We start from the raw sequence: 12,649 nt of genomic DNA on the forward strand, positions 1-12,649 counted from the left end.
CTGCCGAGGCTACCGGTGACACAATTCAACACGCGTTGACTTTCTCGGGACTTGGTCGTACCTTGGCTATTAATTCAACAAGCGACGAATAACTGGAGCCGGCATGTCTCGTCTCGTATCCCTCGCCGCGGTGGCCGGTGCGCTGGTGGCCGTGGTGCTCGGGTTCCTCACCTTCGGCGCGCAGGCCACCGCCGCGCCCGACGGCGTCCCGGTCGCGGTCGCCGGCCCGCCGGAGCTCGCGCAGCGCATCGCGGCGCACGGCGGCGGCCAGCTCGCCTGGACCGTCACGACCCCGGCGGAGGCCCGGCGGCTGCTGGAGGACAAGCAGGTCTACGGCGTGCTCGAACTCGGCTCGCCCGCGACCGTCGTGACGTCGGGGGCGGTCAACCCGGCGGGCACGCAGGTCGCGCAGCAGGCGCTCACCGCCGGGGCGGCCGCGCTGGGCGGCACGCCGAAGCAGGAAGTGCTGCACCCGGTGAGCGTCGCCGGCCGGACGGCGCCGCTGGCCGCGTCCGCGCTGGCCTGGATCGGGACGCTGGTCGCGGGGCTCGCGCTGACGCAGCTGGCGCGACGCGCCGGCCGGACCATCGGCGCCGGCGCCCGGTTCCTGCAGGTCGTCGGGGTCGGCGTGCTGGTCACGGCGGTCGTCGCGGGGTTCTTCGCGCTGTGGGACTCGGCGCTGCCGCTCGACGCCGGTGTCCTCGGGTTCGTCTTCCTCGCCGCGACGGCGTTCGCGGCCCTGCAAGCCGGTCTGCTGCGGCTGCTCGGACTGCGCGCGATGGCCGTGCTCGGCCCGCTCTACCTGGTCGCGCCCGCGGTCGCCGGGCAGGTGCCCGAGCTGCTGAACCCGGCCTACCGCACGCTGCTGTGGTCGTGGACGCCGTTCCGCTTCTCGGCCGAGGGCCTGCGCAGCCTGCTGCAGGGCGTGCCGGACGCGCCCGACGTCACGACCGGGCTGTGGGTGCTCGGCGCCCTGCTCGTCGCTGGCTTGCTGGCGGTGCTGTGGCCGGGTCGCTCAGCCCGCGAGCAGGCTGAACCGCACCTTGCGGACCGGGTTGTCGAGGTTGGTGTCCACTAGGCAGATCGACTGCCAGGTGCCCAGCGCGAGGACGCCGCCGAGCACCGGGATCGTCGCGTACGGCGGCACCAGCGCGGGAAGCACGTGGTCACGGCCGTGACCGGGGCTGCCGTGCCGGTGCCGCCAGCGGCCGTCGCGGGGGAGCAGCTCGTCGAGCGCGGTCAGCAGGTCTTCGTCGCTGCCCGCGCCGGTCTCGAGGATCGCCAGGCCGGCGGTGGCGTGCGGGACCCAGACGTGCAGGAGGCCGTCCGCCGCGTCGGCGTCGCGCAGGAACTCCTCGGCCTCGTGGGTGAGGTCGTGGACCACGGCTTCGGCGCCGGTGCGGACTTCGATCTCGGTGGAGTACATGGGTTCCAGCCTAGGCTCAGGTTTCCAGGTAGCGCAGCACCGCGAGCACCCGGCGATTGTCCCCTTCGGACGGTGGCAGGCCGAGCTTGCCGAAGATCGACGTCACGTACTTTTCGACGGATCCGGCCGAGAGGAACAGTTTCGCGGCGATCGCGGAGTTCGACCGGCCCTCCGCCATCAGGCCCAGTACCTCGCGTTCCCGCGGGGTCAGGCCGCCGAGCGCGTCGGTCTGGCGCGTCGCCGAGAAGAGCTGGCTGACGACTTCGGGGTCGAGGACGGTCTCGCCGTCGGCCACCCGGCGCAGCGCGTCGAGGAAGTCCGACACCTCGGCGACGCGGTCCTTGAGCAGGTAGCCGACGCCGCCCGCGCGGTCGGCCAGCAGCTGGGCCGCGTACTTCGTCTCGACGTACTGGGAGAACAGCAGGATCGCGTGGGACGGTGACTCGCGGCGCAGCGCGATCGCGGCCCGCAGGCCCTCGTCGGTGTGCGTCGGCGGCATCCGGATGTCCACAATGGACACGTCGGGGGCGTGGTCTCCGACGGCGGCACGCAGCGCGTCGGCGTCCTTCACCGCGGCGACGACCTCGTGGCCGCGGAAGGTCAGCAGCTCGACCAGGCCCTGGCGCAGGATGGTGGAGTCCTCCGCGATGACGATCCGCATGCCGCGACCCTAGCGGGGCAGCGGCACCCGCGCGGTCACTTCGGTCGGACCGCCCACCGGGCTCGCGACGAGCAGCTCGCCGTCGACCGTCCGCAGCCGTTCGGCGACCCCGGCCAGCCCGCCGCCCGGGACGAGCCGCGCGCCGCCCGGCCCGTGGTCGCGCACCCGCAGCCAGAGGACGTCCCGCTCTTCGGCCACTTCGACGTACGTGGTCCCGCCGTGTTTCGCGGCGTTCGTGAGCAGTTCGGCGGCACTGAAGTAGACGATGGTTTCCAGCGACGGCGGCGGCCGGCGCGGCAGGTCGACGGTGACCCGCGCGTCCATGCCGGACGTCGCGACGAGGGTGGCGAGGGCGACGTCGAGGCCGGCGTCGAGGGCGGCGGGGTGGATGCCGCGGGCGAGGTCGCGCAGCTCGGTGAGCGCCTGCTTGGCGTTGGCGTGCGCCGCGGTGACCAGCTGTTTGACCTGGGGGAGGTCGGCGTCTTCGAGCTCGTCCTTGGCCAGCCCGAGCTTCATCGCGAGGGCGACGAGCTGGGCCTGGGCGCCGTCGTGCAGGTCGCGTTCGATGCGCCGCAGCCGCAGCGCCGAATCTTCGACGGCGGTGGCGCGACTGGCTTCGAGGTCGCGGACGCGTTCGGACAGCTCCCGCGTGCCGAGCAGGCCGACGACCAGCAGCCGGTCGAGCGAGGCGAAGGCGTGCGTGACCCAGGGGAGGGCGACGAGCACCAGCAGTCCGGACGCGGACCAGGCGAGCGCGCCGGGCCAGTGCTCGGCGCGGATTTCGAAGACGGGCAGGGCCCGTTCGCCGAGCGGGAACCAGAAGACGGCGAAGGGGGTCGCGGCGATGGCGTAGAGGGTCCCGGTGATGGTCGCGAACAGCCCGGCGAAGGTGAGGGGGAGGCGCAGGAGGAGGTACCCGGCGGCGCGCCAGCCGGCGGGGTCGCCGACGCGGGCCTTGACCCAGGCCCAGAGGCCGGGTTTGAGCTCGGGCCGCCGCGGGGCGGGGACGCTGACGCCGAGGAGGGCTTTCGCGAGTTTTCGATGGGCGGCGCCGAGGCCGCGGGCGTAGGAGAGGGCGCCGGCGAGGACGAGGAAGCCGACGAGGATCGGGGTCAGCCAGACGCCGAGGGCGAGCACGACGATCAGGCTGGTCAGGGCGAAGAGGGTGAGCGGCGCGGAGAGGCCGAGCCAGAGGTACTCGGCCCAGAAGTCCCGCGTGGCGAGCGGCCCGAAGACGCGGCGCAGGGGGTGGTGGGGTTGGTCGGGGCTGGTCACCGATCCAGTTTGGCTCGGGCGTGGTGGCCTGCCCATCCGGTTTTCCCCCGGGACCGGCCCCGGGTCTCCTCCCGGTGGCCGCGGGTCCGGCTCGGGCGGTCAGGCCACCCGGCTGCCGGTGAACGGCTCGCTCCGGACGTCTTGAATGAGTCATTCAGGACGTGGGAGGTCTTGAATGACTCATTCAAGACCTTTGGCGAGGCGGATCCGGCGGTGGGTCGCGGGGGCGCCCCCCGTTTTCCACGCTACCGGCAGGCACCGACAATTCCGGCGGCGGAAAGTCCGCGTCGGCCCGGCCAGGACGTCATGAAAGGGTCGTTCATCGCGCCGGACGTCATGAACGACTCTTTCATGACGTCGCCGGCGTCCCCGGAACGAGTGACGGCCACCCCGGAACTCCTCGAGGTGGCCGTCACGGAACCAAAACCTACGGCGTGTCCGGGTCGTCCTCCCGGGCCTTCTGCGCCGCTTCGCGCATCTCGATCACGTCCGTGAGCCAGTCGCCCGTCTCGCGGGCGATGTCGCGGATCGCGCCCGTGATGATCGACGCTATGTTGCCGACGTGCGTCGCCGCTGATTCGGTGATCACCTGCAGGGTGTCCTTCTCCCGCTCGAACTGGCCCACCATGTCACCCTCACGCTGCTCGGAGCTGCCGGTCGGGTTCCACGGTAGCCGGGGACGGCGAGGTGGGCAGGGCCAGCTTCACGATCTTCTTCGCCACCGACCACAGCTGCTTGTGCAGCGGTCCCGTGTTGTACGGCAGCCCGTACTTCTCGCAGATCGCGCGCACCTCGCCGGCGATCTGGGGGTACCGGCGCGCCGGGATGTCCGGGAACAGGTGGTGCTCGATCTGGTGGGACAGGTTGCCGCTCATGATGTGGAACAGCGGGCCGCCCGTGATGTTCGCCGAGCCCAGGATCTGGCGCAGGTACCACTGGCCGCGCGACTCCGACTCGGTCTCCTCCTCCGAGAAGCTCTCGACGTCCGCCGGGAAGTGACCGCAGAAGATGATCGCGAACGCCCACAGGTTGCGGGTCAGGTTCGCCGTCGCGTTGCCGAGGAACGTCAGCGGCGCCAGCGGACCCGTCAGCAGCGGGAACAGCACGTAGTCCTTGCCCACCTGCCGGGCCGCCTTCGGCAGGATTCGCCGCAGCACCGGCAGGTTCTCGGCCCACGACCGCTCGCCCTTGACGACGTTCTCGACCTCGAGGTCGTGCAGCATCACGCCCCACTGGAAGAACAGCGCCAGCAGCGTCGCGTACACCGGGTTGCCCAGGTAGTACGGGTGCCACTTCTGGGCGGTGTCCATCCGCAGGATGCCGTAGCCGACGTCGCGGTCCTTGTCGACGATGTTGGTGTAGGTGTGGTGGATGTAGTTGTGCGAGTGCCGCCAGTTCTCCGACGGCGCCACCGTGTCCCACTCGAAGCGCTGCGAGCTCAGCGCCGGGTCGCGCGTCCAGTCGTACTGGCCGTGCATGACGTTGTGGCCGATCTCCATGTTGTCCAGGATCTTGGCCACCGACAGCGCGCCGACGCCGGCGAGCCACGCGGGCGGGAAGAACCCGGCGAACAGCAGCGCCCGGCCGGCCACCTCCAGGCCGCGCTGGGTCTTGATGACGTTGTGGATGTAGTCGACGTCTTCCTGGCCCAGGTCGTCGACGATTCGCTGGCGCAGCGCGTCGAGCTCGCGGCCGAACTCTTCGACCTGTTCCGGGGTCAGGCGGTCCTGCAGACCGGTCATGGCGATCTCCTCTAGGCGTCGATCTCGACGTCCCCGACGGGGACGGAGATGCAGAGCTGGATTTCTTCGTCTTCGTCGCCGGACACCTCGCCGGTGCGGGCGTTGCGGACGCGCCCGGCGGTCTTGAGCTGGGTGCAGGAGAAGCAGATGCCCATCCGGCAGCCGTGCTCCGGCGACAGGCCCGCCTCCTCGGCCTGCTCCAGCAACGGCTTCCCCGAGTTCGCACACTCGCGCCCGCTGCGCTTGAACCGCACCTGGCCTTCCGCGGCGGCCGTGTCGAAGGTCAACGCCGGCGGCGTGAACTCTTCGGTGTGCACGCGTTCACCCAACTCTTCGCGAACGGCGTCCATCAGCGGCTTCGGGCCGCAGACGAACGCCTCCGCCTCGCGGTACCAGGGCGCGACGCGCGCGAGGTGCTCCGGCGCGAAAAAGCCGTTGAGGTCGCCGCCCTTCGAGTGCGTGTAGGCGTGCACGACCTGCAGGCCGGGGTGCCGGGCGGCGAGCTCGGCCAGTTCGGTGCGGTACAGCGTGTCGGCCGGCCCGTTCGAGTACTGCACGAACACGATCTCGCCGGTGTGGCCTTCGTCGACCAGGGTGCGGGCCATGGCGAGCACCGGCGTGATGCCGCTGCCGCCCGCGATCAGCAGCACCCGGTCCGGGCGGGCGGCGGGCAGGGTGAACCCACCGTCCGGAGTGGACAGGTCGACCACCGAGCCGACGCCGATCGCGCGGTTCAGGTGTCCCGAGACCAGGCCCTGCTCCTTGACCGTGAACTCCAGTTCGCCGTCGTACTGCGAACCGCACGGCGAATAGCAGCGCGTGCGCCGGACGCCGTCGATCTCCACCTGCACGCGGACGTACTGCCCGGCGGTGAAGCCGGGCCACGCGCGGCTGGGCTTGACGGTGAGCGTGACGGTGTCCGGCGTCTGCTTGCGCACCGCCGTGACCAGCCCGCGGATCTCGCGGCGGACCAGCATCGGGTCGACGAGCTCCAGGTAGCGGTCCATCCCGTGCGGCGTCAGCAGCGCCTCGGCCAGCGAGGCGAGGCTGCGCACCCGCCGGGGGATGAGCGCCGTCATCTGTCCTCCTCGATTACAGTGAACGACTGTACACTGAATAGTGCACTGCAGGAGTGGACTGCCTGTCAACGGAGAGCGCGGAGGATGTGACGTGAGCAACGCGGTGGACATCCGTACGCTGGAGGCCGTGTCCGAAGAGCCGGTCAGTCGTCAGGAGCGCAAGCAGCGCACGCGTCAAGCGCTGCTGGACACCGCCCTCGACCTGCTGGCCGACCGCCCGTTCGCCACGCTGTCCTTGCGCGAGGTCGCGAAGGGCGCCGGCCTCGTCCCGACGGCCTTCTACCGGCACTTCGCCTCGATGGAGGAGCTCGGCGTCGCGCTCGTCGAAGAAGCGACGGGCACGCTGCGCGGCATGATGCGCTCGGCCCGCACCGACCCGGACACCTACCAGGGGATGATCAGCGCCTCGGTGGCCACGGTGCACCAATTCGTCCGCGCGCACGAGGACCATTTCCGGTTCCTGACGCGCGAACGCTACGGCGGCGGTCCGCTCGCCCGCTCCATCGCCGTGGAACTGCGGATGTTCTCCGGCGACCTCGCGATCGACCTCGCGCGGTTCGCGCCGCTGCGCGCGTGGAGCACCGAAGACCTGCACATGCTGGCCGACTTGATCGTTTCCGCGATGATCACGACGACCATCGAACTGCTGGAAGCCCGCCCAGGTGAGGATGCGAAAATCACCGGAACGGCGGAAAAGCGGCTGCGATTGATCCTGCTCGGGATCCCGCACTGGAAATCGGCCTGAACGTTTCCCGCACCCCACCCGTATTTCCCGGCACAACCCCCGGACTTGCGACCCAGGTCACTGGGGACTGTCGGTCCGGCGTGGTACAACCCTCGGATCGTGCCTCGCCGATGAGGAGGTCGTGTGGCGGACAGCGAACAGCATCAGCAGCTCACCGTGGGTGTGGTGGCCGAGTCACGCCCCGGGGAGCGCCGGGTGGCCATGGTGCCCAAACTGGTCGGGAGGCTCGCCCAACGCGGGCTGCGCGTCCTGGTCGAACCGGGCGCCGGTTCCGGTGCGCACCTCAGTGACGACGCGTACACCCAAGCGGGCGCCGAACTCGGCGACGCCTGGGGTGCGTCGGTCGTCGTGAAGGTCAACCCACCGAGCCCCGACGAGGTCGCCAAGCTGAGCCGGGGTGCCGTGCTCATCGGCTTCCTCGACCCGCGCGGCAACCCGGACGGGCTCGCGAAGCTCGAAGAAGCGGGCCTGCGCGCGTTCGCCATGGAGGCGGTCCCGCGGATCTCCCGGGCGCAGGCGATGGACGCGCTGTCGTCGCAGGCCAGCATCGGCGGCTACCGCGCCGTGCTGCTCGCGGCGCAGAAGCTCCCGCGGTTCTTCCCGATGCTCACCACCGCGGCGGGCACCGTCCCCCCGGCCAAGGTGCTGGTGCTCGGCGCCGGCGTCGCCGGCCTGCAGGCGCTCGCCACGGCGAAGCGGCTCGGCGCGCAGACCACCGGCTACGACGTCCGGCCCGAGGTCGCCGAGCAGGTCAAGTCGCTCGGCGCGCAGTTCCTGGACCTCGGCATCGAGGCGGTCGGCGAAGGCGGGTACGCCCGCGAGCTGACGGCCGAGGAGCGCGAGGAGCAGCAGCGGCGGCTCACCGAGGCCATCACGAAGTTCGACGTCGTGATCACGACGGCGCTGGTGCCGGGCCGCAAGGCGCCGACCCTGGTCACCGCGGACGCCGTCAAGGGCATGCCCGCCGGGTCGGTCGTGGTCGACCTCGCCGGCGAGACCGGCGGCAACTGCGAGCTGACCAAGCCGGGCGAGGACGTCGTGGAGCACGACGTCACCATTTCGTCCCCGCTGAACCTGCCCGCCGAGATGCCTTCGCACGCCAGCGAGCTGTACGCGCGCAACGTCACCGAGCTGCTGGAGCTGCTCGTGACGAAGGAAGGCGCGCTGGAGCTGAACTTCGAAGACGAGATCGTCGCCGGTGCCTGCGTGGCCGGGCGCGAAGGGAGTGTCGCGTGAGCCCACTCGTGCAGAACCTCGCGGTGCTCGTGCTCGCCGGGTTCGTCGGCTTCGCCGTCATCTCGAAGGTGCCCAACACCCTGCACACGCCGCTGATGTCCGGTACGAACGCCATCCACGGCATCGTGCTGCTGGGCGGGCTGGTGGTGCTCGGCCTCGGCGTCGACGGCGTCTTCAACAAGATCCTGCTGGTGATCGCGATCGCGTTCGGCACGATCAACGTCGTCGGCGGCTTCCTGGTCACCGACCGGATGCTGTCGATGTTCAAGGGCAAGAAGCCCGCGCCGGCCGATGAGGAGGAGACGAAGTGACCGACTTCATCGCGATCCTCTACATCATCGCGTTCGCCCTCTTCATCTACGGCCTGATGGGCCTGACCGGCCCGCGCACCGCCGTCCGCGGCAACTGGATCGCCGCGGTCGGCATGGGCATCGCCGTCGTCGCCACCCTGCTCACCCCCGGGATGGGCAACTGGGTGCTGATCGCGCTCGGCGTTGGGATCGGCGTGGTCGTCGGCGTCCCGTCGGCGCGCAAGGTCAAGATGACCGCGATGCCGCAGATGGTGGCGCTGTTCAACGGCGTCGGCGGCGGCGCGGTCGCGCTCATCGCGTGGGTCGAGTTCAACTCCACCGACGGTTACGCGCACGAGCCGGCGTACATCGCGATCGCGTCGCTGTTCGCCGCGATCATCGGGTCGATCTCCTTCTGGGGCTCGAACGTGGCGTTCGGCAAGCTCCAGGAGCTGATCAGCGGCCGCCCGGTCACCATGGGCAAGCTGCAGCAGCCGGTCAACGCGCTGCTCCTGCTGGTCGCGATCGGGTGCGCGGTCGGGATCATCGCCGGTGGCGACTCCTGGCTGCTGATCGTCGGGCTGCTGGTCGCGTCCGGCATCCTCGGCCTCACGGTCGTGCTGCCGATCGGCGGCGCGGACATGCCGGTCGTCATTTCGCTGCTCAACGCGTTCACCGGCCTGTCGGCCGCCGCGATGGGCCTCGCGCTGGACAACACGGCGCTGATCGTCGCGGGCATGATCGTCGGCGCGTCCGGCTCGATCCTGACCAACCTGATGGCCAAGGCGATGAACCGGTCCATCCCGGCGATCGTCGCGGGCGGCTTCGGCGGCGGCCCGGCGGTCGCGGCCGGCGGCGGCGCGAAGGAAGCCCGTCCGGTCCGCGCGACCAGCGCCGCCGACACGGCGATCCAGATGGCGTACGCGAGCAAGGTCGTCGTGGTGCCGGGCTACGGCATGGCCGTGGCGCAGGCGCAGCACACCGTCCGCGAGATGGCGAAGCTGCTGGAGAAGAAGGGCATCACGGTCGCGTACGCGATCCACCCGGTCGCCGGCCGGATGCCCGGGCACATGAACGTGCTGCTCGCCGAGGCCGACGTGCCCTACGAGCAGCTCAAGGAGATGGACGAGATCAACTCCGAGTTCGCCCAGACCGACGTCGCGCTGGTGATCGGCGCGAACGACGTCACGAACCCGGCCGCGCAGACCGACCCGAGCTCGCCGATCTACGGGATGCCGATCCTCAAGGTCAACGAGAGCCGGTCCGTGATCGTCTTGAAACGCGGGATGGCTTCCGGCTTCGCGGGCATCGACAACGACCTGTTCTACGATCCGAAGACCAGCATGCTCTTCGGGGACGCCAAGTCGTCGGTGGGCGAGATCGTGGAGGAACTCAAGGCGTTATGACGACCGGGTCGGATGTGCGTGCCGCGTTCACCGACCCCGTCGAGAACCTCGCGTTCGACGAAGCGCTCATCCGGGTTGCGCCCGAGTCACCGGTGCTGTGGCTCTGGCGCAACCCGGTCTGCGTCGTGGTGGGGCGCGGCCAGCGGGTCGCGCGCGAGGTGCGTGTCGCGGAGTGTGAGCGTGACGGCGTCCCGGTGCTGCGGCGGGCCAGCGGCGGCGGCACCGTGTTCCACGACCCGGGCAACCTGAACGTCACGCTGGTCCTGCCCGGCCCGACCGACCGGCCGCTGGAGACGCTCGGCAAGGTGATGAGCGCCGCCGTCGACCAGCTCGGGCTGGTGCCGCGGATCGGCGACCGGGGGTTGTTCGTCGAGGACGCGAAGCTGTGCGGCTTCGCCGTGTTCCGGACCAAGGGTGGGCTGCTGGCCCACTCGACGCTGCTGGTGGAGACGTCGGCGGCGCTGGTCGGCCGCTACCTGACGAGCGCGCCGCCGGACCCGCGGCCGCTCGACTCCCACCGCAGCCCGGTGGCGTCGCTGGCCGAGCACGGCCTGCGCCCGGGGTTCCCGGCGGTCGAGGCGGCGGTGCGGGCGGCGGCATCGCAGATCCTCGGGACGCTGGTGCCGCGGCCGCCGTCGGCGGCCGAGCTGGCCCGGCAGCGCGCGCTGCTGCACACCCGGTACCGGTACCCGTCGTGGCACGCGGACGGCGCCCAGCGCGCGGCCTGACCCCGAGCGCCCCAATGTGGCCTTCGGTGCGTGAGACGCACCCAAGGCGGCCTTCGGTGCGTCAGACGCAACCAAGGCCACATTGGGGCGCTCGGGGGTCTGTCTACTGTGGACTACTCCGGGGCCGAGAACGTGACGCCCGGCACCTTCCGCGCCGTCGCCCGCGTGATCTTCTTCGGCTCCGCCGCCTTGCGCGTGCGAGTCGTCTTCGCCGGCTCGGCCTTCGCCTTGGTGCTCTTCGCGGCGGCCTTCTTCGGCTCGGCCTTGGCGGTCACCTTCTTCGGCGCCGCCTTCGCCTTCGCCCGGGGCCGCTTCGCGCCCGGGACGATCCGCGGCCGGCGCTTGCGGCCTCCCGTGCGGCGCCCGGCGTCGGCGTAGCGCTGCAGCAGCTCGCGCAGGGCGTCGGCGTTGGCGAAGGAGAGGTCGATGTCGTAGTCGATGCCGTCGAGCCCGAACCCGACGGTCTCCGCCGCCGGCTCACCGGTCAGATCATCCAGCACCCGCACAGCCGTGTTCCTGGCCACGACAAACCTCCCGTGCTCCGAACGTGTGTGTTCGCGCGCGCACCGGGGCCGACGACACCCGGGCCGCCGACTTCTTGCAGCTTCCTCACGAGGATAACCGCTGGCTTGCGCGAACCCGCGTGGTGGTGTGCGCTGATGCCATGTCCGGACAGACTTTTGACGTAGTGGTGATCGGCGCGGGCCCGGTGGGGGAGGTGGCCGCCGAACGTGCGGCGCGAGGAGGCCTGAAGGTCGCGCTCGTCGAGCACGAGCTCTTCGGCGGCGAGTGCTCCTACTGGGCGTGCATCCCGAGCAAGGCGTTGCTGCGGCCGGGAAACCTCCTGGCAGCGGCGAAGCGGATCCCCGGCGTGCCGGTCGGCGACCGGCTCGACCCCGCGGCGGTGTTCGCGCGCCGCGACTGGTTCACCGGCAAGGGCGACGACACCGGCCAGGTCGAGTGGGCGCGCGGCGCCGGCATCGAGCCGATCCGCGGCCACGGCGTGCTCACCGGCGAGCGCGAGGTCACCCTCGACGGCGACCGCGTGCTGACCGCGCGGCACGCGGTGATCGTCTGCACCGGCAGCGTGCCGAGCAAGCCGTCGATCCCGGGGCTCGACACGATCCGGCCGTGGGGGTCGCGGGAGGCGACGTCGGCGGAGTCGGTGCCGCGGCGCCTCGGCGTCCTCGGCGGCGGGGTGGTCGGCGTCGAGATGGCGCAGGCGTTCGCGACGCTCGGCTCGGAGGTCCACCTGGTGATCACCGGCGAGCGGCCGCTGCCGAAGAACGCCGCGTTCGCCGGCGACTTGGTGCTGCACGGGCTGCGCGAGGCCGGCGTCTACGTGCACACGGAGTCGGGGATCGAACGGGTCGCCGCGGGCGACGGCGGCACCGAGCTGACGTTGAAGGACGGCGAGACGGTCGTCGTCGACGAGCTGCTGCTGGCGACGGGCCGGCGCCCCGCGACGTCCGGGCTGGGCCTGGAGGCGTTCGGGGTCGAGGCGGGCCGCGCGCTGGAGGTCGACGACACCGGCCGCGTGTCCGCTGTGGACGGTGGCTGGTTGTTCGCGGCGGGCGACGTCACGGGCCGCGCCCCGCTGACCCACCAGGGCAAGTACGGCGCCCGCGCGGCGGGGGACACGGTCGCGGCGCTGGCGGCGGGAACGTTCTCGGCGGCCGAGCCGTGGAGCCGCTTCACCGCGACGGCCGACCACCACGCCGTGCCGCAGGTCGTGTTCACCGACCCGGAGGTGGCGGCCGTCGGCTTGGCGGACGCGCGGCCGGGGTCGGCCGACCGGGTCGTCGACATCGACATCGCGGTGGCGGGCTCGTCGCTGCACGCGGACGGCTACACGGGCAAGGCGCGGATCGTCGTCGACACCGAGCGGAACGTCCTGCTGGGTGTGACGTTCGTCGGCCAGGACGTCTCGGAGCTGCTGCACTCGGCGACGATCGCGATCGTCGGGGAGGTGCCGCTGGACCGGCTGTGGCACGCGGTGCCGTCGTTCCCGACGATCAGCGAGGTGTGGCTGCGGCTGCTGGAGGCGTACGGGCTCTGAGG

The 12,649-nt window shown here is 71.3% G+C and carries 14 protein-coding genes; 7 read left to right on the forward strand and 7 right to left on the reverse strand.

Annotation, left to right across the window (positions count from 1 at the left end; genetic code table 11):
- Window positions 1-103: 103 nt before the first annotated feature.
- Entirely contained in the window at window positions 104-1,078 is a 975-nt protein-coding gene (locus ACIQWX_RS49890; RefSeq protein ID WP_400887192.1) for an ABC transporter permease, read from the forward strand.
- Here the strand turns inward: ACIQWX_RS49890 and ACIQWX_RS49895 are convergent.
- The 6 genes from ACIQWX_RS49895 to ACIQWX_RS49920 all read right to left on the reverse strand — a co-directional run bounded on the left by ACIQWX_RS49895 (window position 1,016) and on the right by ACIQWX_RS49920 (window position 6,183).
- Window positions 1,016-1,426, reverse strand: coding sequence for a secondary thiamine-phosphate synthase enzyme YjbQ (locus ACIQWX_RS49895; RefSeq protein WP_086680010.1), 411 nt, complete (start codon window positions 1,424-1,426; stop codon window positions 1,016-1,018). The two genes, ACIQWX_RS49890 and ACIQWX_RS49895, sit on opposite strands and share 63 nt — an antisense overlap.
- Before the next feature lie 16 nt (window positions 1,427-1,442).
- Window positions 1,443-2,087, reverse strand: a complete 645-nt coding sequence (locus ACIQWX_RS49900; RefSeq protein ID WP_400887194.1) for a response regulator transcription factor — start codon at window positions 2,085-2,087, stop codon at window positions 1,443-1,445.
- A 9-nt stretch (window positions 2,088-2,096) separates the two neighbouring features.
- Entirely contained in the window at window positions 2,097-3,398 is a 1,302-nt protein-coding gene (locus tag ACIQWX_RS49905; RefSeq protein WP_400887195.1) for a sensor histidine kinase, read from the reverse strand.
- A gap of 391 nt (window positions 3,399-3,789) precedes the next feature.
- Window positions 3,790-3,990, reverse strand: a complete 201-nt coding sequence (locus tag ACIQWX_RS49910; RefSeq protein ID WP_086680004.1) for a hypothetical protein — start codon at window positions 3,988-3,990, stop codon at window positions 3,790-3,792.
- Between the two features lie 7 nt (window positions 3,991-3,997).
- Window positions 3,998-5,104 carry a fatty acid desaturase family protein gene (locus ACIQWX_RS49915; protein ID WP_400887196.1) on the reverse strand — a complete coding sequence of 369 codons (1,107 nt, stop codon included), beginning with the start codon at window positions 5,102-5,104 and terminating at the stop codon, window positions 3,998-4,000.
- An 11-nt stretch (window positions 5,105-5,115) separates the two neighbouring features.
- Window positions 5,116-6,183: a ferredoxin reductase gene (locus ACIQWX_RS49920; RefSeq protein ID WP_400887198.1), complete on the reverse strand. Its 1,068-nt coding sequence runs from the start codon at window positions 6,181-6,183 to the stop codon at window positions 5,116-5,118.
- A gap of 91 nt (window positions 6,184-6,274) precedes the next feature.
- Between ACIQWX_RS49920 and ACIQWX_RS49925 the strand changes: the two genes are divergently transcribed.
- The 5 genes from ACIQWX_RS49925 (at window position 6,275) to ACIQWX_RS49945 (ending at window position 10,588) form a co-directional block, all read left to right on the forward strand.
- Window positions 6,275-6,928: a TetR family transcriptional regulator gene (locus tag ACIQWX_RS49925; RefSeq protein WP_400887200.1), complete on the forward strand. Its 654-nt coding sequence runs from the start codon at window positions 6,275-6,277 to the stop codon at window positions 6,926-6,928.
- 123 nt (window positions 6,929-7,051) lie between these two features.
- Complete coding sequence (locus tag ACIQWX_RS49930) at window positions 7,052-8,164, forward strand: Re/Si-specific NAD(P)(+) transhydrogenase subunit alpha (protein WP_400887202.1); 1,113 nt, start codon at window positions 7,052-7,054, stop codon at window positions 8,162-8,164.
- Window positions 8,161-8,475, forward strand: coding sequence for an NAD(P) transhydrogenase subunit alpha (locus ACIQWX_RS49935; protein WP_400887203.1), 315 nt, complete (start codon window positions 8,161-8,163; stop codon window positions 8,473-8,475). The genes ACIQWX_RS49930 and ACIQWX_RS49935 overlap by 4 nt, the downstream gene beginning before the upstream one ends.
- Window positions 8,472-9,860, forward strand: coding sequence for an NAD(P)(+) transhydrogenase (Re/Si-specific) subunit beta (locus tag ACIQWX_RS49940; RefSeq protein ID WP_400887205.1), 1,389 nt, complete (start codon window positions 8,472-8,474; stop codon window positions 9,858-9,860). The genes ACIQWX_RS49935 and ACIQWX_RS49940 overlap by 4 nt, the downstream gene beginning before the upstream one ends.
- Window positions 9,857-10,588, forward strand: a complete 732-nt coding sequence (locus ACIQWX_RS49945; protein WP_400887207.1) for a lipoate--protein ligase family protein — start codon at window positions 9,857-9,859, stop codon at window positions 10,586-10,588. The genes ACIQWX_RS49940 and ACIQWX_RS49945 overlap by 4 nt, the downstream gene beginning before the upstream one ends.
- A 113-nt stretch (window positions 10,589-10,701) precedes the next feature.
- On the opposite strand, the gene ACIQWX_RS49950 is transcribed toward ACIQWX_RS49945, so the two are convergent.
- Window positions 10,702-11,112: a histone-like nucleoid-structuring protein Lsr2 gene (locus tag ACIQWX_RS49950; RefSeq protein WP_400887209.1), complete on the reverse strand. Its 411-nt coding sequence runs from the start codon at window positions 11,110-11,112 to the stop codon at window positions 10,702-10,704.
- Window positions 11,113-11,252: 140 nt separating this feature from the next.
- Between ACIQWX_RS49950 and ACIQWX_RS49955 the strand changes: the two genes are divergently transcribed.
- Complete coding sequence (locus ACIQWX_RS49955; RefSeq protein WP_400887210.1) at window positions 11,253-12,647, forward strand: dihydrolipoyl dehydrogenase family protein; 1,395 nt, start codon at window positions 11,253-11,255, stop codon at window positions 12,645-12,647.
- Window positions 12,648-12,649: the final 2 nt, after the last annotated feature.

Source organism: Amycolatopsis sp. NPDC098790 (assembly GCF_044759945.1).
In the GTDB taxonomy this organism is placed as follows: Bacteria; Actinomycetota; Actinomycetes; order Mycobacteriales; family Pseudonocardiaceae; genus Amycolatopsis.